The sequence below is a fragment of the Pseudomonas syringae pv. tomato str. DC3000 genome, from assembly GCF_000007805.1.
Lineage (GTDB): Bacteria > Pseudomonadota > Gammaproteobacteria > Pseudomonadales > Pseudomonadaceae > Aquipseudomonas > Aquipseudomonas avellanae.
The window spans coordinates 892,788-911,767 of the sequence record NC_004578.1; the positions used below are offsets into that span (position 1 = coordinate 892,788).

Sequence of the window (18,980 nt, forward strand, 5' to 3'; positions counted from 1 at the left end):
GTAGCCAAGCGGCAGGCGGGCGCACAGTGGCTGTGCCTTATAAATGTGATGCATAAAAAAAGAGGCCCGCAGGCCTCTTTTCTGAGCTAGCTACTATCAGTCAGTCGAACAGACCCAGGGTCATGTAGCTGAACCACGAGCGGCTTTTGGTGCCTTTCGCTTCGGCGTCTTTTTCCGCCTGCTCGTCCAGCTCTGCCTGATTTTCCGGCAACAGCTCTTTCGGGATGGAGTCCTTGGCGTCCTGATACTGCTTCTTGATGTCCTGATCGGCACGGGTCTGGCCTGGTGGCAGCGGCGCGCTGCCGTCGATCAGGCCAAGGGTCGCTTTCGACAGCCATGAGCGGTTATCGGCTTCGGCCTGACGCGGGTTGAACTTGCCGTCCACCAGTTGAGGGTGATTCGGGTAGTTGGTCTTCAGCACTTCGAGGCTGGTGGCCGCGAGGTCGTCAAGGTGCAGACGCTGATAGGACTCGACCATGACAGCCAGGCCGTCGCCGACCGATGGCGTCTCCTGGAAGTTTTCCACCACGTAACGGCCACGGTTGGCGGCGGCGACATAGGCCTGACGGGTCAGGTAATAGTCGGCCACGTGGATTTCGTAGGAGGCCAGCAGGTTGCGCAGGTAAATCATGCGCTGCTTGGCATCAGGCGAATAACGGCTGTTGGGGTAGCGGCTGGTCAGCTGGGCGAACTCGTTGAACGAGTCGCGGGCAGCACCGGGGTCACGCTTGGTCTGGTCCAGCGGCAGGAAGCGGGCCAGCAGGCCAACGTCCTGGTCGAAGGAAGTCAGGCCCTTCATGTAGTAGGCGTAATCGACGTTCGGGTGCTGCGGATGCAGGCGAATGAAACGCTCGGCAGCGGATTTGGCTGCTTCGGGTTCACCATTCTTGTAGTTCGAGTAGATCAACTCGAGCTGGGCCTGATCGGCATAGCGACCGAACGGATAGCGTGATTCCAGCGCCTTGAGCTTCTCCGTGGCGCTGTTATAGCTGTTATTTCCCAGGTCGGCCTGCGCCTGCTGGTACAGCTCGACTTCGCTGAGGTTTTCGTCGATGACTTCCTTCGACGAACAGGCCGCAGTCAATGCGAGGATGGCGATCAGCAGCAGGTGTTTCACTTGCATGGCGGCTTGCGTCCCTATAACGGCCTGCTGTCTTGGGCGGGGCCGTCCTGTTATGATGAGCGCCCCGCGATACCGGCGGGACAAAAGACGCCGTATTTAACCACAAGCGCGCTGCCGAAACCAAAGGCTAGCCGCCACCTAGTCTGGTCATGTCCGAAAATATAGAACTCCGCGCAGAGGTGCCGTCCGAATTGGGCGGTCAACGCCTCGATCAAGTCGCCGCACAATTATTCGCTGAGCACTCGCGCTCGCGCCTTTCCGCCTGGATCAAGGACGGCCGCCTGACTGTGGACGGAGGCGTGCTGCGCCCTCGTGACATCGTGCATGGTGGCGCTGTTCTCGAGCTGATTGCCGAGCAGGAGGCCCAGGGTGAATGGGTCGCTCAGGACATCGAGCTCGACATCATCTATGAAGACGATCAGATCCTCGTCATCAACAAGCCGGCAGGTCTGGTGGTGCATCCGGCTGCTGGTCACGCCGACGGCACGCTGCTCAATGCCTTGCTGCACCACGTGCCGGACATCGTCAATGTCCCGCGTGCCGGTATCGTGCACCGTCTGGACAAGGACACCACCGGTCTGATGGTGGTCGCCAAGACCATTCAGGCGCAGACCCAACTGGTGACCCAGTTGCAGAGTCGCAGTGTCAGCCGTATCTACGAGTGCATCGTGATCGGCGTGGTGACCGCAGGCGGCAAGATCGACGCGCCGATCGGCCGTCACGGCCAGCAGCGCCAGCGTATGGCGGTGATGGAAGGCGGCAAGCAGGCGGTCAGCCATTACCGCGTGCTGGAGCGTTTCCGTTCGCACACCCACGTTCGGGTCAAGCTCGAAACCGGCCGCACGCACCAGATTCGTGTGCACATGGCGCACGTCAACTACCCGTTGGTCGGAGACCCGGCCTACGGCGGTCGTTTCCGCATTCCGCCAGCGGCCAGCCTGACCATGGTCGATTCGCTCAAGACCTTCCCGCGTCAGGCGCTGCATGCGCGTTTCCTGGAGCTTGATCATCCGATCACCGGTAAGCGCATGAGCTGGGAATCGCCACTGCCCGACGATTTCGTCTGGTTGCTGTCGTTGCTCAAGCAGGATCGCGAGGCGTTCATCGGGTGAATGACTGGCTGATACCTGACTGGCCTGCGCCAGCACAGATCAAGTCGTGCGTTACTACTCGCTCGGGCGGGGCCAGTCTGGCTCCGTTCGACAGCTTCAATCTGGGCGATCATGTCGATGACAGCCCATCGGCGGTGGCGAGCAATCGCCTGCGCCTGACCACTCATCTGAATGTTCAGCCCGCCTGGTTATGCCAGGTGCATGGCGTGGACGTTGCTCATGCTGATCCGTCCCGGGTTGTCGAGGCTGATGCCAGCTGGACAAGCAGCCCCGGCGTGGCCTGCACCATCATGACGGCCGATTGTCTGCCTGCATTGTTCTGTCGTCGCGACGGCACGCGTGTCGCCGCAGCGCATGCAGGTTGGCGCGGGCTGGCGGCCGGTGTGCTGGAAGCGACCGCCGACAGCCTGCACAGCAAGCCAGAAGACATCATGGCCTGGCTCGGTCCTGCCATCGGCCAGCCTTCGTTTGAAGTCGGTCCAGAGGTGCGCGAAGCCTTTATTGGCAGTCATCCTCAAACGGCGCAGGCGTTTGTCGCCAGTTCGAATCCTGATCGTTTCATGGCTGACATTTATAAGCTGGCCCGCTTGCGGCTGGCGGCCCACGGTATTACTGCTGTCTATGGCGGCGGGCTGGATACCTTTACGGATTCGCGCTTCTATTCCTATCGCCGTGCCGCTCGCACCGGGCGCTTCGCCTCACTGATCTGGATCGATCACGCCTGAACACGGGCTCTTTTGCGCCAGCCAGCCGGGCTTGCCGCAATGCTTGTCTGATCTGTATCAACCTGGCCCCGCTTGAAACACGCAGAATCGTCCGCATCTAACTGACTATTCAGCAGGTTTTCGTTATAGGTGTGTTCATTGCTCCGGCCTGCATTAAAAGGAAGGTGACTGATGCGTATCGACAGATTGACCAGTAAATTACAGTTAGCGTTATCGGATTCCCAGTCGCTGGCCGTCGGCCTCGACCATCCCGCCATCGAGCCTGCGCATTTGATGCAGGCACTGCTCGAACAGCAGGGCGGTTCCATCAAGCCATTGCTGCTGCAAGTCGGCTTCGATATCAACAGCCTGCGCAAGGAACTGAGCGCTGAGCTGGACCGACTGCCCAAAATCCAGAACCCGACCGGCGACGTGAATATGTCGCAGGACCTGGCGCGCCTGCTCAATCAGGCCGACCGCCTGGCGCAGCAGAAGGGCGATCAGTTCATTTCCAGCGAGCTGGTGCTGCTCGCTGCAATGGATGAGAACAGCAAGCTCGGCAAGTTGTTGCTGGGGCAGGGCGTCAGCAAGAAGGCCCTGGAAAATGCCATCAATAACCTGCGCGGCGAAGGTGCCGTCAATGACCCGAACATCGAAGAGTCGCGTCAGGCGCTCGACAAGTACACCGTTGACCTGACCAAGCGCGCCGAAGAGGGCAAGCTAGACCCGGTGATTGGCCGTGATGACGAGATCCGTCGCACCATTCAGGTTCTGCAACGCCGAACCAAAAACAATCCGGTGCTGATCGGTGAGCCCGGTGTGGGTAAAACCGCCATCGCCGAAGGTCTGGCGCAGCGCATCATCAATGGCGAGGTGCCGGATGGCCTGCGCGGCAAGCGTCTGCTGTCGCTGGACATGGGCGCACTGATTGCCGGTGCCAAGTACCGTGGCGAGTTCGAAGAGCGCTTGAAGTCGCTGCTCAACGAGCTGTCCAAGCAGGAAGGCCAGATCATCCTGTTCATCGACGAATTACACACCATGGTCGGCGCGGGCAAGGGCGAGGGCTCGATGGACGCGGGCAACATGCTCAAGCCGGCACTGGCTCGGGGCGAGTTGCACTGCGTCGGCGCCACCACGCTCAACGAGTACCGCCAATATATCGAGAAGGACGCCGCGCTTGAGCGTCGTTTCCAGAAAGTGCTGGTGGACGAGCCGAGCGAAGAGGACACCATTGCAATTCTGCGTGGCCTGAAAGAGCGCTATGAAGTGCATCACAAGGTTGCGATCACCGACGGCGCGATCATCGCTGCGGCCAAGCTGAGCCATCGCTACATCACCGATCGTCAGTTGCCGGACAAGGCCATTGACCTGATTGACGAAGCGGCCAGCCGCATTCGCATGGAGATCGACTCCAAGCCCGAAGTGCTCGACCGTCTTGAGCGACGTCTGATTCAGCTGAAAGTCGAAGCTCAGGCGCTCAAGAAGGAAAAGGACGAGGCAGCCATCAAACGCCTGGAAAAACTCCAGGAAGAAATCGTGCGCCTTGAGAAGGAATACGCCGATCTCGAAGAAATCTGGACTTCGGAAAAAGCCGAAGTCACCGGTTCTGCGCAGATCCAGCAGAAAATAGAGCAGTCCCGTCAGGAACTGGAAGCGGCGCGTCGCCGTGGCGACCTGAACCGCATGGCCGAGTTGCAGTACGGCATCATCCCGGACCTGGAACGCAGCCTGCAAATGGTCGATCAGCACGGCAAGCCCGAGAACCAGTTGCTGCGCAGCAAAGTGACCGAAGAAGAAATTGCCGAAGTCGTCTCCAAATGGACCGGTATTCCTGTGTCGAAGATGCTGGAGGGCGAGCGCGAGAAGCTGTTGCGCATGGAAACCCTGCTGCATAACCGGGTGATCGGTCAGGAAGAGGCGGTAGTGGCGGTTTCCAACGCCGTGCGGCGCTCGCGTGCCGGGTTGTCCGACCCTAATCGCCCAAGCGGCTCGTTCATGTTCCTCGGCCCCACCGGCGTGGGTAAAACCGAACTGTGCAAGGCGCTGGCCGAATTTCTGTTCGACACCGAAGAGGCGATGGTGCGAATCGACATGTCCGAGTTCATGGAGAAACATTCCGTGGCTCGCCTGATCGGTGCACCACCCGGCTATGTCGGTTACGAAGAGGGCGGCTACCTGACCGAAGCCGTGCGTCGCAAGCCGTACTCGGTGATCCTGCTCGATGAGGTGGAGAAGGCGCACTCCGATGTCTTCAACATCCTGCTGCAGGTGCTTGAAGACGGACGCCTGACCGACAGCCACGGGCGGACAGTGGATTTCCGTAATACCGTGATCGTCATGACCTCCAACCTGGGCTCGGCGCAGATCCAGGAACTGGTGGGTGATCGCGAGGCGCAGCGTGCGGCGGTAATGGACGCAGTCAGCACGCACTTCCGTCCGGAGTTCGTCAACCGGATCGACGAGGTGGTGATCTTCGAGCCCTTGGCGCGTGATCAGATTGCCGGTATCACCGATATCCAGCTTGGCCGTCTGCGCAAGCGTCTGGCCGAGCGCGAGCTGACAATGGTGCTGAGCCCCGAGGCGCTCGACAAGCTGATTGCCGTCGGTTACGACCCGGTCTATGGCGCACGGCCACTCAAGCGCGCCATTCAGCGCTGGATCGAAAACCCGCTGGCGCAACTGATCCTCTCGGGTGGCTTCGAGCCGGGCAGCAGCATCACCGGCAAGGTGGTCGACGACGAGATCGTGTTTGGCTGATCGGTGCGTCGGCTTCTCGCCTCTATAGAAGGGCTCTCGGGATGAGGGCCCTTCTCATGAGGGGGCTGCCAGCGGTAAAATCGGCCTCGAAAGGCCATCTGAAAAAAAATCGCAAATCATTGTCTTAAAAAGCAATTTATAGGGTTGACAGGTGTTTTTAAAATTGTAGAATAGCGCGCCTCAGAGACGTGAACGCAACGATACAAACGAAGCGCAAAGGTCGATGAGATTGAAATCAACGAGTTAACAGCGAGCTGGTTTCAAGGCTACAGGTTGTAAAGTTGAATCTGAAATCGATAGTTCCGCGATAGCTCAGTTGGTAGAGCAAGTGACTGTTAATCACTGGGTCCCTGGTTCGAGTCCAGGTCGTGGAGCCAGATTTCGCAAGGTTCAATGCAGTTTCAGTCGGGGTATAGCGCAGTCCGGTAGCGCGCCTGCTTTGGGAGCAGGATGTCAGGAGTTCGAATCCCCTTACCCCGACCATATTTGGGTCGTTAGCTCAGTTGGTAGAGCAGTTGGCTTTTAACCAATTGGTCGTAGGTTCGAATCCCACACGACCCACCATTTTTGGTTCCAAGGTTCACCTTGGAGCCGAATCTTAAAGATCTGATGCCACTCGTATCAGGTCGCAGGCAGCTGGTTGAGGTGCCTTGATTTACCGGGGTATAGCGCAGTCCGGTAGCGCGCCTGCTTTGGGAGCAGGATGTCAGGAGTTCGAATCCCCTTACCCCGACCAAACACTGTTGTGTGCTTCAAATCTTCAATTACGGTGTGTCGTCTGCTTATTGAGGGCGAGCATTGCATGTGAAACGATTTATCCAGGCAAGCAGCCGTCTGTCGCGAAACATAACTCCGACACGCGGTGATGTCAAATTGCAGCGCTCTGTTCTAGGCGAAAGCTTGTGAACAGGGCGTTTTTTTTGCGTGTGCGAATAAGCGTTCATCGCTATCTACCCTCGTACCGTCTTCCTGACGCAGGCTCTCGGCACAGACAATAGGCGGGTATGACCATTACTGATGGCAGTTAGCAATTGTCTTAGCCCCCATACTTTAGCCGGTGCGGTTGTTCCAGACGCTTGCGTCAAAGCCTGACGGCAGTGGGTTGCCCATTTGCTCGTTCGGGCCTGAGGATAATCGGCTATCGGTGGTTGTAGGACATACGACTATTCTGCCGCTAGCGGCTTCTCTTACCCACTGAGAAAATTCGTCAAGCCGCCGTGCGAGATATTCCGGGCTGAACAGGTCCTGAGGCAGAGCCTGCCTCATTGGTGTGTCAGTGGAATCGTCAAGAAGATCTGCTTGCCCAACGGGTACTGGGTCGGTTCCATATTTTTCCGGTTGGTTTGACTCATTGTTTTTGACCTGATCACTTGGGCGGTGTATCTCATCAGCTTTCAATTGTGAGTGGAAATTTGCTGCTGGGGCAGGGATCCTTGTGTTTTGGGAGGAGCTACCTCTGGCAGGGATGCTTGTAGCTGAGCTCCGAGCCAGATCTTTAACGGGTGCTGCTTTCTTGCTTGTGCGCGCATTCGCTCGGTTAGCAGCATCTGACTTGGCTAAGTAGTTAATTTTTGCTGGTCTTTTGCCGCGCTCATTCATGACCTCACGCATCACATCGTAATCTGGCTCGATATATTCCATAGTGGTCGCGATATTGGAGTGGTTGAGCAGGTTTTTTGTAATGTGAATATTGCGCTCCGGTTGTCGCATCATTTCACTGGCGATGGTATGTCTGAAGCGATGAGGGGTCATTCGAACGCCCGTCATAGCGGTGAGCTTTTTGTACATGGCTTCCACCTGGTCAGAGTTCATCTGTGACCGACTGTAATGGCCGGAAAACCTGTTAACATTGAAAATCTGATCCGTGGGTGCGAAGCCGACTTTGTGCGCGATTTCCATGAGCAATTTCAGATGAGGCATCAGTCCGTCTGGAATGGGGATCATGAATTCTCTATGGGTTTTTTCTGTCTCTCCCCTGACTCTGATCAGGCGTTGTCCCAAATCTATATCGGCATACCTCAAGCAGATCAGTGCATTGAGCCTGATGCCCGTGTAGTAGAACATTTCAAATACTGCGAGCCAGAACCATGCGGGGGTGATCTCTGTTCTGTTCCCGGTTGCACGCTCCTCCTGGACCAAAATGTTTAGCCAGTTTCTTGCGCGCACAATGGCGTCTGTGTTGATGGTTTTCTTCGGACGTTTTGTTGGAATCACGCGCGTTTCTTTCAGAGGATTCACCTTGAGTTCGACGAGACCGTGTTCCATTGCATACCGGTATACCGTTCGCAGGTGACTGGAGTACGTATTCCAGCTCCGCTTGGAAACTCTCTCCAGTTCGGATCTGCGCCAGTCGAGCATGTCCCGGTGCGTCGTCTCGCTTGCCAGACGGTTACCGAAGAATCTGACATAGGACTTTGTGGCAGCCCAGTAGATCTTGACGGTGTCGGGTCTCAGGTCATGAGTGAGGATGTATTCCTGGGTCAGTTCAGGCAGTGTCATCGTGTTCATTCAGATGCTTCCTTATCTGCCAAGTCCGCCAAACTGACCACAGGGTTATCGTAGGGCACTTCACTGAAGACGTCGGTGGGCTCTAGGAGCAGATAGCCCCGCAGTTGCTTGCTTTTGCGCGGTCCTTTGACCAGGCATGTCCAGATGTTCAGGCCTGCGGGCGTCTTCCGATGTTTTTTCAGCTTCTCAAAAGATCGCTGGACCAATTGCCAGGCTTCGAGATCGCGCTCTTTCGCCTCGTGCTCAATCGCGGGATGCTCAAGCGCATAACGTTTGAAGATATCCGGACTGACCAGAAACGCCGTGCTGTCCACGGTATGTATACGCGCTTTGGCGTCATTGATGATGATCCGGTGAGAGATCACACCGCCCTTCAGCCAGGTGAGGAAGTTGGTGCCATGATTCGGGGCCGAGTCAGTCGAGTTCTTGGCAGTGTCTGTTGCTGGAGTTGTCTCAAAAACGGGGATGTCAGCCTCAGCCAGCTTGGGCTGACTAAGCCGTGCAGGTGGTTTGGTTGGAAGAGAAAAGGGGATCTGGTCGTCGTCAGTGCTCTCCGGGCCACTTTGCACTAGTGCAGTTGGAGCAGCAGGTACTGGATCGGGAAATAGATCGAGCAGCTCATCCAGCGCATCAAAATCTTTTACTGGTGCCGGTGCTTGTTTCTGCGAGGATTGCTGCGCCGTCTGATTGACCGCGGCAGGTATCTTCTTGTTGTTATCTACCGATAGTGGTTCGGCGGCTCCCACAAGCGCTTGCTCGACTTCTTCCACCGGTCCTGCGGCTTCCACCGTAAGGGTGCCGGTATACGCCTCTGGTCTTTCGGTGGCGTTCGGCCAGATCAATGCCGGCGCGATTTTCAGTAGCGTGAGCGTGTTCTTCCAGCCTCGACCATTGTCGATGTTGGCCTTCCAAATGGCTTTTCCCTCTCCATTAGGCTGAATGATTGCCTGATCCTGGAGCAGATTGAACATGGGGGCATTGGACGTCGGAATGTGCTCAATGCCCTGTGACAGCAGATGAGCCCTGAGCTGGTCTACCGCAGGCTTGCTGACAAGCCACAAGCCGTCCTGCGTCAGCCAGCCGTCTGAAGGACCATCGGGCTGGTTCAGCTTGAATTTCTCAGAGATGAGCATCCTCAAGCCTTCGGCCAGCTGCCGCTGAATGGATTGTTTAGGCGCTGACATTGCCCGACCCGGATTGCCGCCGAGTTCTTGCGCCACCGATGCCTGATCCGCCTGTGAGACAATTTCTCCCAGGATGTCGGCATGCTCATATTGCCCTGCGAACGCGAACACCAGTTGGGTCCAGAGCTCGGGAAACCCGCTGAGCCAGTCCAGTGCCTTCGCCGGAATGACATTCGCGTAGATCAGCGACGAAGCAGCTCCATGCAACCGGTAGTCCCGACCTTTCACGTACTTGAATCGGTATGGCTGATCCAGTGGCCCATGCCATGGATGCCAGGTCGTGCCGTCTGCCAGTTCCACCTTGACGTCTACAGCAATCTTGCCCAGGTCATGGACGAGCGCACCATAAGCCGATGCTGCAGACCACGCTTCGGACTGGGCAGCCTGTGACTCGGGCGGAGCTCCGATTGGCAGCAGATACATTTGCCGAATCTTCAGTGCGTAGGCGACGATTTCAAGACCGTGATCCAGCATGCCACCATGATAGGCATGGTGATGATTCTCCGAGGCAGGGAGATGCTGCACCAAGGCTGCGTAGCTCTTGAATGCCTGCACGTATAGCGTATCGAACTGCGTGCGGGGCAGGGACGTTCGCTGCCATATGTTTTCAATGAGCTGACGCCGTCGGGGAGTAGACAGTAACGCGTCGGCAGACTCGGGTTTGGTAAACCCTGCAGCATTGGAGGGCGTGGTTGGAGATGTTTTTCTTCGCTGAAAGAAACTAAGCATTGAGGTACCCATGATGAAGTCATGGTGGGCCTTTTGCTCTATAGGGCTCAGCGTGACAAGTCGAAACCCATATGTCAACGCCAACTAAAAAGTGACCCCCTTCCGTGCTAAATCGCCAACTTAGTTTTGACCCCCCTCGGGTTCATATTTTCGAGCCGGTTCGGCCCGAGAAGATTTGGTTCCTGCTTTGCGCTTGTCCTTGAGTCGATAGCTTTCACCTGTCATCTGCACGATATGGGCATGATGTAACAGCCTGTCCAGCATGGCCGCTGTCAGTGTTTGATCATCCGCAAAGGTTCCGGCCCACTGGGTAAACGGCAAGTTACTCGTGAGGATCAGGCTGCCTTGCTCGTAGCGCTTGGCGACAACATTGAAGAACAGGTTGGCTTCATCACGACCAAACGGCAGGTAGCCGATTTCATCGATGACCAACAACCCAGGGGCCATCACCACACGACTGAAGTATTCCTTGAGCCGTTCCTGGCGGTGCGCAGCGGTCAGTTGCAGCATCAAGTCAGCCGCCGTGACGAAGCGGGTTTTGATACCGGCCATCACTGCCCGGTAGGCCAGGGCGATAGCCAGGTGGCTCTTGCCTACACCACTAGGCCCCAGGAACACGATGTTCTCGGCACGTCCAACAAAACTCAGTGCTGCCAGCTCCTGGAGCTGTGCCCGGGGGACGCCGGTGGCAAACGCGAAGTCGTATTGCTCCAGCGTTTTCACAGCGGGCAGCGCGGCAGTTTTCAGCAGGGCCTGTCGAGAGCGTTCACTTCGGGCATCGGTCTCGGCAGCCAGCAGCTTTTCGAGGAAGTCGGCAAAGCTGTCTTCGCCGCTTGCTGCTTGTTGGGCCAGGTGCGGCCAGTCCACCCCGACGCGCTCAAGCTTTAGCCCCTTGCATAGTTCTGTCAGGCGAGCATGTTGAAGGTTCATGCTCTCACCTCCAGCAGTTGCTCATAAACCGACAGCGGATGCTGCAAGCTCTCGTACGGCAGGACCCGTCCCAGGCGTAGGCCTTGGGCGGGTTGTGGGCGCAGGCTCTGTGTTGGCAGTGGTAATAGTACCTGCTGCTCTTGGGCCAGACGTACCGCCGGTTGAACACCCGTCGTGCCGTGAATCCGCTGATGAGCGACTTCGTCGAGCCATTGGCCGATATGTGCGTTGGCCGTCACCACATCCAGCGTCAGACCCGCACTCTTGAGCGTAGCGGCCAACGGGGTAATGAAACTGCCCTTCAGATACCCGTTGAAGCGCTCAACCTTGCCCTTGGTCTGGGCACGGTAAGGGCGGCAGACCTTGGGAATAAAACCAAACTCATCGGCCAGCGCAGCCAATCGGGGATGCCAACGGTGCTGGCCCTCCCCAAAAGCATCTCGCTCGGTGATGATGGTTCCGGCGTTATCAAACAATGCCTGCTCGGGCACGCCGCCAAAGTAAGCGAACGCCTCCCGAAGCCCTGTCAGCCAGGCTTCGCTGTCCTCTCGCTCGGAGAAACGGACAAAGCTTGCTCGACTAAAACCAAGTGTCGCCACGAACGCCTTAAGCGGCTGACGGCCTCGTCGAATGGTGGTGAAGTCCACCTGTATCTGCTTGCCGGGCAGTGTCTCGAAACGTACCACCGGCTCTTCTGCCTTACGTTTGAAGGGGCGAATATAAGCCTTCAGACGACTGACGCCGCCGCTGTACCCCAATGCCGTGATCTCACGCAGCAGGACGGTCGCCGGAATCCAGTGTGGGCGCGCCGCCTCAATACGCTCGTGCAGGTAGTCCTTGAAGGGGTCGATTTTGCACGGACGTGCGGGTCTCACCTTGTCACTGGGTAGCGACCGGGCCTTTCGCAGGTACTTGCGCACGGTGTTACGCGAAATACCCAGCTCACGGGCGATGAATTTGATGCCATGGCCCTGACGGGCCAACACTTTAATTTCCACAGACTGCTCCTGGGTCAACATATTGGCAGCTCAAAGCCGCCAGTTTTACCCAGGGGGGTCAATTCTAGGTTGGCGTTAGGGGGTCATTTTTACAGTGGCGGTGACACCCATATCCATCCTGGAAAGGTTAAGTACATCAGCCGCCACCTGAATGGTTGGGATCCAAACAGTGTCAGCGAACCGATGTTGCCATGCTTGCCGAAGAAAATGTAGTCTCCAAGTGCTTGTTTAGGATGGTTTTTTGTAAATTTCAATTCGTGCAAAGCTGCCTTTCTAGCCCTTTCGGCATCCATTTCCGGCGGGCTCGCCGGCCTTTTCGGGTAAGGCACTTACCCTTATTCCCCGTTCCATTCAAACCCTTCGCCTTGCCATTTGCTTCAGACCATTTCGGCTCTTTGGGGCTTTGATTGCCTCAGCCTGCTTCATTGCGCCTGTGAGGAGAGGGGCTGAAAATCAACCCGTTTGTACGGGGAACTGGGCAGCAGGGAGGCGAGGCGCGAAAAATTTGGAACCAAAACTGGAAAAACATCCACTCAACGTGCACGAATTTTTTCGGTTTGGGACAGAGATAGTTGGGCAGACACCAACATTGCTTAAGGCTAAGCGTTGCTGCAGGTTTGGCAGCACAAGCGCTTTATGGCTAATGTTTTCCTGGTAGAAATGGAGTGATTATCAACTTATGAAAGCACTGGGCTTAATGGATAACCAGAGGCTTGAACTTGTGGATTGCAAGGATCCTGTCATGCTTGCTCCTGACGGCGTAGAAATCGATATCGTGCTATCAGGTATATGCGGAACTGATCTGGCGGTATTGTCGGGCCGTGAAGGTGGAGAGGTGGGCATTATACGCGGGCACGAAGCAGTTGGCATTATTATCGATGTAGGTAAGGATGTAGTACACCTACAAAAAGGGATGCGGGTGGTGGTTGATCCCAACGAATACTGTGGCGTTTGCGAACCTTGCCGTCTTGCTAAAACGCACCTATGCAATGGGGGGGTGAACGCTGGGTTGGATATCGCAGGTGTCAACAAACATGGAACTTTTGCCGAGCGCTTCGTTACTCGTGAGCGTTTTGTGTATCAATTGCCAGACGATATGAGCTGGGCAGCTGGTGTGTTGGTTGAGCCTGTTGCCTGCATTCTGAATAATATAGACCAGGCGTTCATTCGAGCGGGAGAGCGTGTGTTGATCCTAGGGTCTGGCCCTATGAGTCTGATTGCGCAGATCGTTCTGCGCTCAATGGGAGTTGACACGCTCGCCACTGATCGAAACACACATCGCATACAGTTCGGCCGCTCACAAAGTCTTGATGTTATACATGCCGATGATCTTGAGTTGCAGATGCAGCACCAAGAAAAGTTTGATGTTGTTATCGATACTGTCGGTAATCAGATCGATACAGCTTCACGCTACATCGGTCGCGGTGGGAGAATTGTACTTTTTGGATTTGATAGTGACTATCACTACATGCTGCCTGTAAAGTACTTCCTGGTTAACGCTATCAGTATTATTTCTGCTGGAGAATACAATCAGCACTTTCCTAGAGCAATTCGTCTTGTGCAAAAACTTCCTGAGCTAGGGCGGCTGGTAACGCATCGCTACGTACTAGAAAATCACTCGGAGGTTTTCGATGCACTTCTGAACGATGCTTCCGCCCCCAATATAAAAAGCGTATTCACACCAAATCTCGCTTATCTTTAATACCCAATTTCCTCTGTATGATACGAACGAAATAAAGGAATAAAGGAATAAAGGAATAAAGGAGTCAATATGAAAGTTACTGTATTCAGTCAGATATCAATTGATGGCAAGTTGACGATGGGCAAAGGCGCATCCAGCAAGCCGTTGTTTCAGAACTTTGATGATGATGACATGCGTTTTATTCATAAGTTCCGCGGCGAAGTCGACGCAATCATGGTAGGGCGCAATACAATTGTTACTGACGATCCACAATTGACCAATCGCTATGAGTCGGGTCGTAACCCAATACGTATCATTCCCACCACCTCCTTAGATCTGCCTACTTCCGCCAGTATTTTCAAATCACCAGAGAAAACTATTATCGCAACTAGCGAACAGGCTCGTGATCATGAAATGGTCAAACATATCCGTGCTTGTGGAAAGGAGGTGCTCTTTGCCGGTGCAAAGCATGTCGACTTTACACGACTTTTCCCTATGCTGGAGGCGCGCGGAATAAACCACATCATGGTTGAGGGCGGTGGCCACCTGAACTGGCAGGTATTCAATCTCGATCTGGTAGATGAAATTATACTCATGCAGGTGCCTATCATCATAGGTGGTGCGGCAACTGCAACGCTTGCTGACGGGGTGGGGTATCGGGATATCAACATGGCCAATTCGTTTACGCTGCATGCTTTAGAAGCACGCCCCCATTACAATCTCATGCACTTCAAGCGCGAATCGAACAATCGGAGCCCGTACTGATGCAGGCGATAGGGGCTGTTATTTTTGATATGGATGGAGTTCTGGTTGACAGTGAGCCCCTTTATATGGAGCAGGAAAAGAGTTCCTGTTTGCGCTACGGCGTGACCCTTAATGAAAAAGATCTGTCACGTTTTTTGGGAACTACACAGCACTACATGTGGAGCACGATTAAAAATGAGTACGCGCTCACTGAATCCATCGACCACTTGATGGCACAGCATCAACAGCAATTAATGCGCTCAATCAGTTTTGAATTGTTTCAATCCATGCCTGGCGTGGAGGCGCTTCTCAATTTACTGGAGCATACCGGAGTGCCCTGTGCCGTAGCCTCTTCGTCTCCACGTAATTTGGTCGAGCTTATATTGAAGAAAACGAAATTGCGTCGATTTTTCAAAGAGGTTATTTGTGGTACTGATGTTAAAGAGAGTAAACCGAATCCGGAGATTTTTCTTACGGCGGCCAAGGGACTTGGAGTGTCACCTCGTGCATGTCTGGTTATTGAAGACTCCCATCACGGTGTTACCGCTGCGAAGGCCGCCCATATGTTTTGTATAGGTTTGCGTCATTCCAGCTCATTTCAGCAGGATCTGAGCGCTGCTGATCTGATCGCCAATAATCATTATGACATCAAGCAATGGTTTGCAGAAAAATAGTATGAAAAAACTCAATTTTTCCGAGCTGAACTGGATTAACACTCCTGAGAATTTCTCGATTACCGAAAATGAACTCGTCATCCATACGTCACCTGATACTGACTTTTGGCGGGGTACCTATTATGGTCTTGAATACAATAATGCTCCGGGTATTGTGATGCGCAGCGAGGAACGTTTCTGGACGCTGAAATCTAAGGTCGCGTTTGAATCCAATATGTTTTTTGATCAGTGTGGAATGTTGATCTATATAGATGATAATAACTGGATGAAAAGCGGGATCGAATATCAGAGTAATGGCTATCAGCAGCTTTTTTCGGTGGTCACGAATAACGGGTTTTCGGATTGGGCAATGACCAATCTTGATCGTGTTACGCAGACTATGTACTACCGACTTAGTCGCCGGGGCAACGATTTTCTGCTCGAGCATTCCGCTGACGGAAAAATCTTTAATATGATGCGGATGTTTCATATGTTTCAAGCATATACCACGGTTCAATTCGGGTTCTTTGCGAGTAGCCCGGGTGACTCGTCATTTGCCGCACACTTTTCGGAAATAGAGTGGACAGAGTGTCTGTGGGATGCGCATACCTCCTCCCGTTTCTAATTCAAAGAGTCGTGTGAGTAATGAAAAATCTATTCAGCCAAAACAGTCGCGCACTTTATGCGTGCTACGCCGCCATGGCATGTCTGGCCATGGCGCTTAACTTCCTACCGGTATATCTGACTTCATTCAGTGATACGTTCGGTGGAGCATCAGGGCTTACAGCTGAGCAACTTGGCAGAATTCCCGCTGTCATGTTTCTCAGTTTCATCGTTGCAATTCTGGTTACGGGGCCTTTGGCGGACCGTGGCAGCGCCATGGCTTTCATTCTCATCGGTCTGCTGATCACCATGGCCGGTTTGGGAGTAGTCGCCTGCTCTCCTTCCTACTCCTTTCTGTTGTTCGCCGTTGCGGTTATGGGTTTTGGCGCGGGTGTACTGGACATGATCCTGAGCCCCATCGTGGCGGCCCTGCAGCCAGATCGGCGTAGCGCAGCCATAAACTGGTTGCATGCTTTTTTCTGCGTAGGTGCTGTGGGGGCAGTGCTGATCGCCAGTGTCGCGCTGAGGTGGGGTATTTCGTGGCGCATTGTTTCACTCGTCATGATGGCTGCGCCTTTATTTACTTTTTTGCTGTTTCTGCGGTTGACCTTGCCCCCCTTAATAGATGAAGACACGCAACGTGACTCGATGCCGGCGCTTATCCGGCAACCCTTTTTTATCGTTTGTCTGATCGCCATCTTTTTAGGTGGAGCAACCGAAACAGGGCTTTCACAATGGCTGCCTACCTACGTCGAACAAGGATTAGGGTACTCGAAAGAAGCTGGTGGCTTTACGCTGGCTGGATTTTCCGTCGGTATGGCACTCGGCCGAATGGTCGCTGCGGTCTTGCAAGAGCACATCCCACCAGTTCCTCTGATGCTGGGGTGTTGCGCGGTTACTGCTGTTCTTTTCATACTAATCAGTTTTCCGCCTAGCCCTGTAATTGCAATAGCTGCTGCTATTGCCGCAGGATTTTCGGGAAGTTGCCTTTGGCCAACGATGCTAGCTGTTTCTGCTGATGCCTACCCCCAGGGAGGGGCGACAATGTTCTCTGTATTGACAGCGATCGGCAACGCGGGGTGTAGTATTGTCCCTTGGTTGGTGGGTGTCATCATAAATTATTCAGACATTCACATTGGATTGTTGGCGGTCATGGCTTGCCCGGTAGGGATGATGGTGTTGCTCGTATGGATGGCTCGTTGGTCACGTGGAAAGGCTGTGATTCCTCCTCCTTGACCAAGGTAATCTCCGAACAAGTCCCCAAATGTGATGAAATACGCCCTGACCACCTGATCCGAGCTGCTCATGAGCCAGATGAGCTTTTCCGATTTCGAATATGCTGGCAAGCGCAAGCAGACACGCCGCGAACGCTTCCTCGCCGAGATGGATCAGGTCGTGCCCTGGACAGGTCTGCTGGGCCTTATCGAGCCGTTCTACCCCAAGGCTGGCGGTGGCAGAAAACCTTATCCTCTGGAAACCATGCTGCGCATTCATCTGCTGCAAAACTGGTTCTCCCTGAGCGACCCGGCCATGGAAGAAGCGCTCTACGAAACCACGCCCATGCGCCAGTTTGCACGCCTGACTTTAAGCGCCCCGATACCTGAAGACACCACGATCATGAACTTCCAGCACCTGCTGGAAAAGCATCAACTGGCCCCAGCGATCCTCGCGGTCATCAACGGTTATCTGCAAGAGAAAGGCCTGTCCCTGCGCCAGGGCACCATCGTCGATGCCACCATCATTCATGCCCCCAGCTCGACCAAGAACGAGGAAGGAAAACGTGATCCCGAGATGCATCAGACCAAGAAAGGTAACCAATATTTCTTTGGCATGAAGGCGCATATCGGCGCCGACGCCGAGTCGGGACTGGTTCATCATGTTCATGGCACTGCGGCCAATGTGGCCGATGTCACGCAGGTCGCCGAGCTGTTGCGCGGCGAAGAAAACGCGGTGTATGCAGACGCTGGATACATAAGTGTCGAGAAGCGTGAAGAGCATGAAAATCGTGAGGTCATCTGGCAAATCGCGGCGCGGCGCAGCACGTATTCCAGGTTCAATAAACGCAGCGTTCTCTACAAGGCCAAGCGCAAGATCGAGTACTGCAAAGCTCAGACACGGGCCAAGGTCGAGCATCCATTTCGTGTAATCAAGCGGCATGTATCAGTTGTCCAGTTGTCCGTTGTGAGCTTGATTTCAAAGGGAGTTGAGTTGAATATACCAAGCTTAGGGCTATAGATTGATATCAATACTGCATGCTTCAGCCGACCAGACTAGGTGACACATGAGCACAGACGCCAATACGGATTTACGCGGAGCAGCGCGTTTTGGTCACTTGCTCGGTCATGGTCTGCGTCGAATACTTAATGTTGAGCGCGCGTTCTGGTCGCTTTTCGACCGCACCGGTGTGCCCAGAGTGATCGTCACTCCAGTCAAGTGGTGTGCCCGTGCGGCGGTGATCGGTACTGGCGCATTTTTCGTGGCTTGGGGATTGTTGTATGTTTTGGCGGTTGTTTGCTTTATTGCAATTGCAATCGGTTTCGTCACAAACCCTGATATTGAACGCTCTTTGCGTGGTTCTCAGCTTGTTCATTTTGATGGGGATGGATTTGGTGATGAAGAAGATCTTACCTCCAGCAAGGTCAAACGCAATGGCGTAGATGGCTTCGGTAACTATATTGGTGGTGTTCGTGTTGATTAGAGTGCCGAATCCGTAAAGCGCAGCACCCTAATCAGCTGATGCTAAGGTTTTTTTTCCATTGCTGCTTTAATTTGATTAGCACCTTTCGATGATGCTTGCCTCGCACTATCAACACCGTCGGTCAGTCCGCTCATAAGTGAGCCAAGCTTCATTCCGGTCCAGCCGAGCGCAACGACCCAGAAACTTGGCAGGACGATGAACATTGCCCCTATCACGAAGTCCAGCAGCAGGTCTCCCTGTGCATTGGTGGCTCCAAACACTGGGTCGAAGTTGGAATGAGGTACGTCACTGCCGATCCCGTTGCCGTACAAGGCGTCCAGTATCGTGCTGTCCACCCAGCGGGCCAGTTGGAACCAGAAGTCGACAAAAATCAGTGCAAACTCGGCGAATGTGATCGTCATCACGACCTTCAGATCAAACATTCCGAATACCAGGACAAATGGAATGCAGATGATCAAAGCCATCTTCAAAAAGGCCATTACGTATCCGATCCACGAACCCCACATTTCAAGCCACTGGCTGACGCCTGATGCTGTGCTCCCGTTTTCTTTCAGGA

Annotated in this window: 16 protein-coding genes and 4 tRNA genes; 14 read left to right on the top strand and 6 right to left on the bottom strand. The window is 54.4% G+C overall.

Going from position 1 to position 18,980, the window contains the following annotated elements:
* Positions 1–100: 100 nt before the first annotated feature.
* A complete protein-coding gene (locus PSPTO_RS04365; RefSeq protein WP_005769279.1) occupies positions 101–1,123 on the bottom strand; it encodes an outer membrane protein assembly factor BamD in 1,023 nt (340 codons plus the stop codon).
* A 149-nt stretch (positions 1,124–1,272) separates the two neighbouring features.
* Between PSPTO_RS04365 and rluD the strand changes: the two genes are divergently transcribed.
* The 7 genes from rluD to PSPTO_RS04400 all read left to right on the top strand — a co-directional run bounded on the left by rluD (position 1,273) and on the right by PSPTO_RS04400 (position 6,432).
* On the top strand, positions 1,273–2,235 hold the full coding sequence (rluD, locus tag PSPTO_RS04370; RefSeq protein ID WP_003381266.1) for a 23S rRNA pseudouridine(1911/1915/1917) synthase RluD: 963 nt from the start codon (positions 1,273–1,275) through the stop codon (positions 2,233–2,235).
* Positions 2,232–2,960, top strand: coding sequence for a peptidoglycan editing factor PgeF (gene pgeF / locus PSPTO_RS04375; protein ID WP_011103303.1), 729 nt, complete (start codon positions 2,232–2,234; stop codon positions 2,958–2,960). The genes rluD and pgeF overlap by 4 nt, the downstream gene beginning before the upstream one ends.
* 171 nt (positions 2,961–3,131) lie before the next feature.
* A complete protein-coding gene (gene clpB / locus PSPTO_RS04380; RefSeq protein WP_005614629.1) occupies positions 3,132–5,696 on the top strand; it encodes an ATP-dependent chaperone ClpB in 2,565 nt (854 codons plus the stop codon).
* A gap of 301 nt (positions 5,697–5,997) precedes the next feature.
* Positions 5,998–6,073 (top strand) — tRNA-Asn (locus tag PSPTO_RS04385).
* Between the two features lie 29 nt (positions 6,074–6,102).
* Positions 6,103–6,179: transfer RNA gene (locus tag PSPTO_RS04390), tRNA-Pro, on the top strand.
* Positions 6,180–6,184: 5 nt separating this feature from the next.
* Positions 6,185–6,260: transfer RNA gene (locus tag PSPTO_RS04395), tRNA-Lys, on the top strand.
* A gap of 95 nt (positions 6,261–6,355) precedes the next feature.
* A tRNA-Pro gene (locus tag PSPTO_RS04400) sits at positions 6,356–6,432 on the top strand.
* A 314-nt stretch (positions 6,433–6,746) separates the two neighbouring features.
* Here PSPTO_RS04400 and xerC read toward each other — a convergent pair.
* The 4 genes from xerC to istA all read right to left on the bottom strand — a co-directional run bounded on the left by xerC (position 6,747) and on the right by istA (position 12,066).
* Positions 6,747–8,204, bottom strand: a complete 1,458-nt coding sequence (gene xerC / locus PSPTO_RS04405; protein ID WP_005769281.1) for a site-specific integrase — start codon at positions 8,202–8,204, stop codon at positions 6,747–6,749.
* Positions 8,201–10,129, bottom strand: a complete 1,929-nt coding sequence (gene mobH / locus PSPTO_RS04410; protein WP_011103304.1) for a MobH family relaxase — start codon at positions 10,127–10,129, stop codon at positions 8,201–8,203. Before mobH ends, xerC begins: the two co-directional genes overlap by 4 nt.
* A 108-nt stretch (positions 10,130–10,237) precedes the next feature.
* A complete protein-coding gene (istB, locus tag PSPTO_RS04415; protein WP_005741073.1) occupies positions 10,238–11,047 on the bottom strand; it encodes an IS21-like element ISPsy4 family helper ATPase IstB in 810 nt (269 codons plus the stop codon).
* On the bottom strand, positions 11,044–12,066 hold the full coding sequence (istA, locus tag PSPTO_RS04420) for an IS21-like element ISPsy4 family transposase (RefSeq protein ID WP_002551322.1): 1,023 nt from the start codon (positions 12,064–12,066) through the stop codon (positions 11,044–11,046). The genes istB and istA overlap by 4 nt, the downstream gene beginning before the upstream one ends.
* A gap of 658 nt (positions 12,067–12,724) precedes the next feature.
* On the opposite strand from istA, the gene PSPTO_RS04425 reads away from it, so the two are divergent.
* The 7 genes from PSPTO_RS04425 to PSPTO_RS04455 all read left to right on the top strand — a co-directional run bounded on the left by PSPTO_RS04425 (position 12,725) and on the right by PSPTO_RS04455 (position 18,424).
* Positions 12,725–13,747, top strand: coding sequence for a zinc-dependent alcohol dehydrogenase (locus tag PSPTO_RS04425; protein WP_005769283.1), 1,023 nt, complete (start codon positions 12,725–12,727; stop codon positions 13,745–13,747).
* Positions 13,748–13,816: 69 nt separating this feature from the next.
* A complete protein-coding gene (locus PSPTO_RS04430; protein ID WP_005769284.1) occupies positions 13,817–14,491 on the top strand; it encodes a dihydrofolate reductase family protein in 675 nt (224 codons plus the stop codon).
* Complete coding sequence (locus tag PSPTO_RS04435; RefSeq protein WP_005769285.1) at positions 14,491–15,144, top strand: HAD family hydrolase; 654 nt, start codon at positions 14,491–14,493, stop codon at positions 15,142–15,144. Before PSPTO_RS04430 ends, PSPTO_RS04435 begins: the two co-directional genes overlap by 1 nt.
* A gap of 1 nt (position 15,145) precedes the next feature.
* On the top strand, positions 15,146–15,748 hold the full coding sequence (locus tag PSPTO_RS04440) for a DUF1349 domain-containing protein (protein WP_003319037.1): 603 nt from the start codon (positions 15,146–15,148) through the stop codon (positions 15,746–15,748).
* A gap of 20 nt (positions 15,749–15,768) precedes the next feature.
* On the top strand, positions 15,769–16,962 hold the full coding sequence (locus tag PSPTO_RS04445) for an MFS transporter (RefSeq protein ID WP_005769287.1): 1,194 nt from the start codon (positions 15,769–15,771) through the stop codon (positions 16,960–16,962).
* A 147-nt stretch (positions 16,963–17,109) separates the two neighbouring features.
* A complete protein-coding gene (locus PSPTO_RS04450; protein ID WP_258381644.1) occupies positions 17,110–17,961 on the top strand; it encodes an IS5 family transposase in 852 nt (283 codons plus the stop codon).
* Between the two features lie 46 nt (positions 17,962–18,007).
* On the top strand, positions 18,008–18,424 hold the full coding sequence (locus PSPTO_RS04455) for a DUF3742 family protein (protein ID WP_011103306.1): 417 nt from the start codon (positions 18,008–18,010) through the stop codon (positions 18,422–18,424).
* A 41-nt stretch (positions 18,425–18,465) separates the two neighbouring features.
* Here PSPTO_RS04455 and PSPTO_RS04460 read toward each other — a convergent pair whose 3' ends face one another.
* On the bottom strand, positions 18,466–18,978 hold the full coding sequence (locus PSPTO_RS04460) for a conjugal transfer protein TraG N-terminal domain-containing protein (protein WP_264370965.1): 513 nt from the start codon (positions 18,976–18,978) through the stop codon (positions 18,466–18,468).
* Between the last annotated feature and the right edge of the window lie 2 nt (positions 18,979–18,980).

Bases quoted from the DNA above. Each gene is read 5' to 3' on its own strand.
- rluD (WP_003381266.1), top strand. From the start codon at position 1,273: ATGTCCGAAAATATAGAACTCCGCGCAGAGGTGCCGTCCGAATTGGGC.
- PSPTO_RS04455 (WP_011103306.1), top strand. From the start codon at position 18,008: ATGAGCACAGACGCCAATACGGATTTACGCGGAGCAGCGCGTTTTGGT.
- istA (WP_002551322.1), bottom strand. From the start codon at position 12,066: ATGTTGACCCAGGAGCAGTCTGTGGAAATTAAAGTGTTGGCCCGTCAG.
- clpB (WP_005614629.1), top strand. From the start codon at position 3,132: ATGCGTATCGACAGATTGACCAGTAAATTACAGTTAGCGTTATCGGAT.
- PSPTO_RS04445 (WP_005769287.1), top strand. From the start codon at position 15,769: ATGAAAAATCTATTCAGCCAAAACAGTCGCGCACTTTATGCGTGCTAC.
- xerC (WP_005769281.1), bottom strand. From the start codon at position 8,204: ATGAACACGATGACACTGCCTGAACTGACCCAGGAATACATCCTCACT.
- PSPTO_RS04365 (WP_005769279.1), bottom strand. From the start codon at position 1,123: ATGCAAGTGAAACACCTGCTGCTGATCGCCATCCTCGCATTGACTGCG.
- PSPTO_RS04435 (WP_005769285.1), top strand. From the start codon at position 14,491: ATGCAGGCGATAGGGGCTGTTATTTTTGATATGGATGGAGTTCTGGTT.
- PSPTO_RS04430 (WP_005769284.1), top strand. From the start codon at position 13,817: ATGAAAGTTACTGTATTCAGTCAGATATCAATTGATGGCAAGTTGACG.
- mobH (WP_011103304.1), bottom strand. From the start codon at position 10,129: ATGGGTACCTCAATGCTTAGTTTCTTTCAGCGAAGAAAAACATCTCCA.
- PSPTO_RS04450 (WP_258381644.1), top strand. From the start codon at position 17,110: ATGGATCAGGTCGTGCCCTGGACAGGTCTGCTGGGCCTTATCGAGCCG.
- istB (WP_005741073.1), bottom strand. From the start codon at position 11,047: ATGAACCTTCAACATGCTCGCCTGACAGAACTATGCAAGGGGCTAAAG.
- PSPTO_RS04425 (WP_005769283.1), top strand. From the start codon at position 12,725: ATGAAAGCACTGGGCTTAATGGATAACCAGAGGCTTGAACTTGTGGAT.
- PSPTO_RS04440 (WP_003319037.1), top strand. From the start codon at position 15,146: ATGAAAAAACTCAATTTTTCCGAGCTGAACTGGATTAACACTCCTGAG.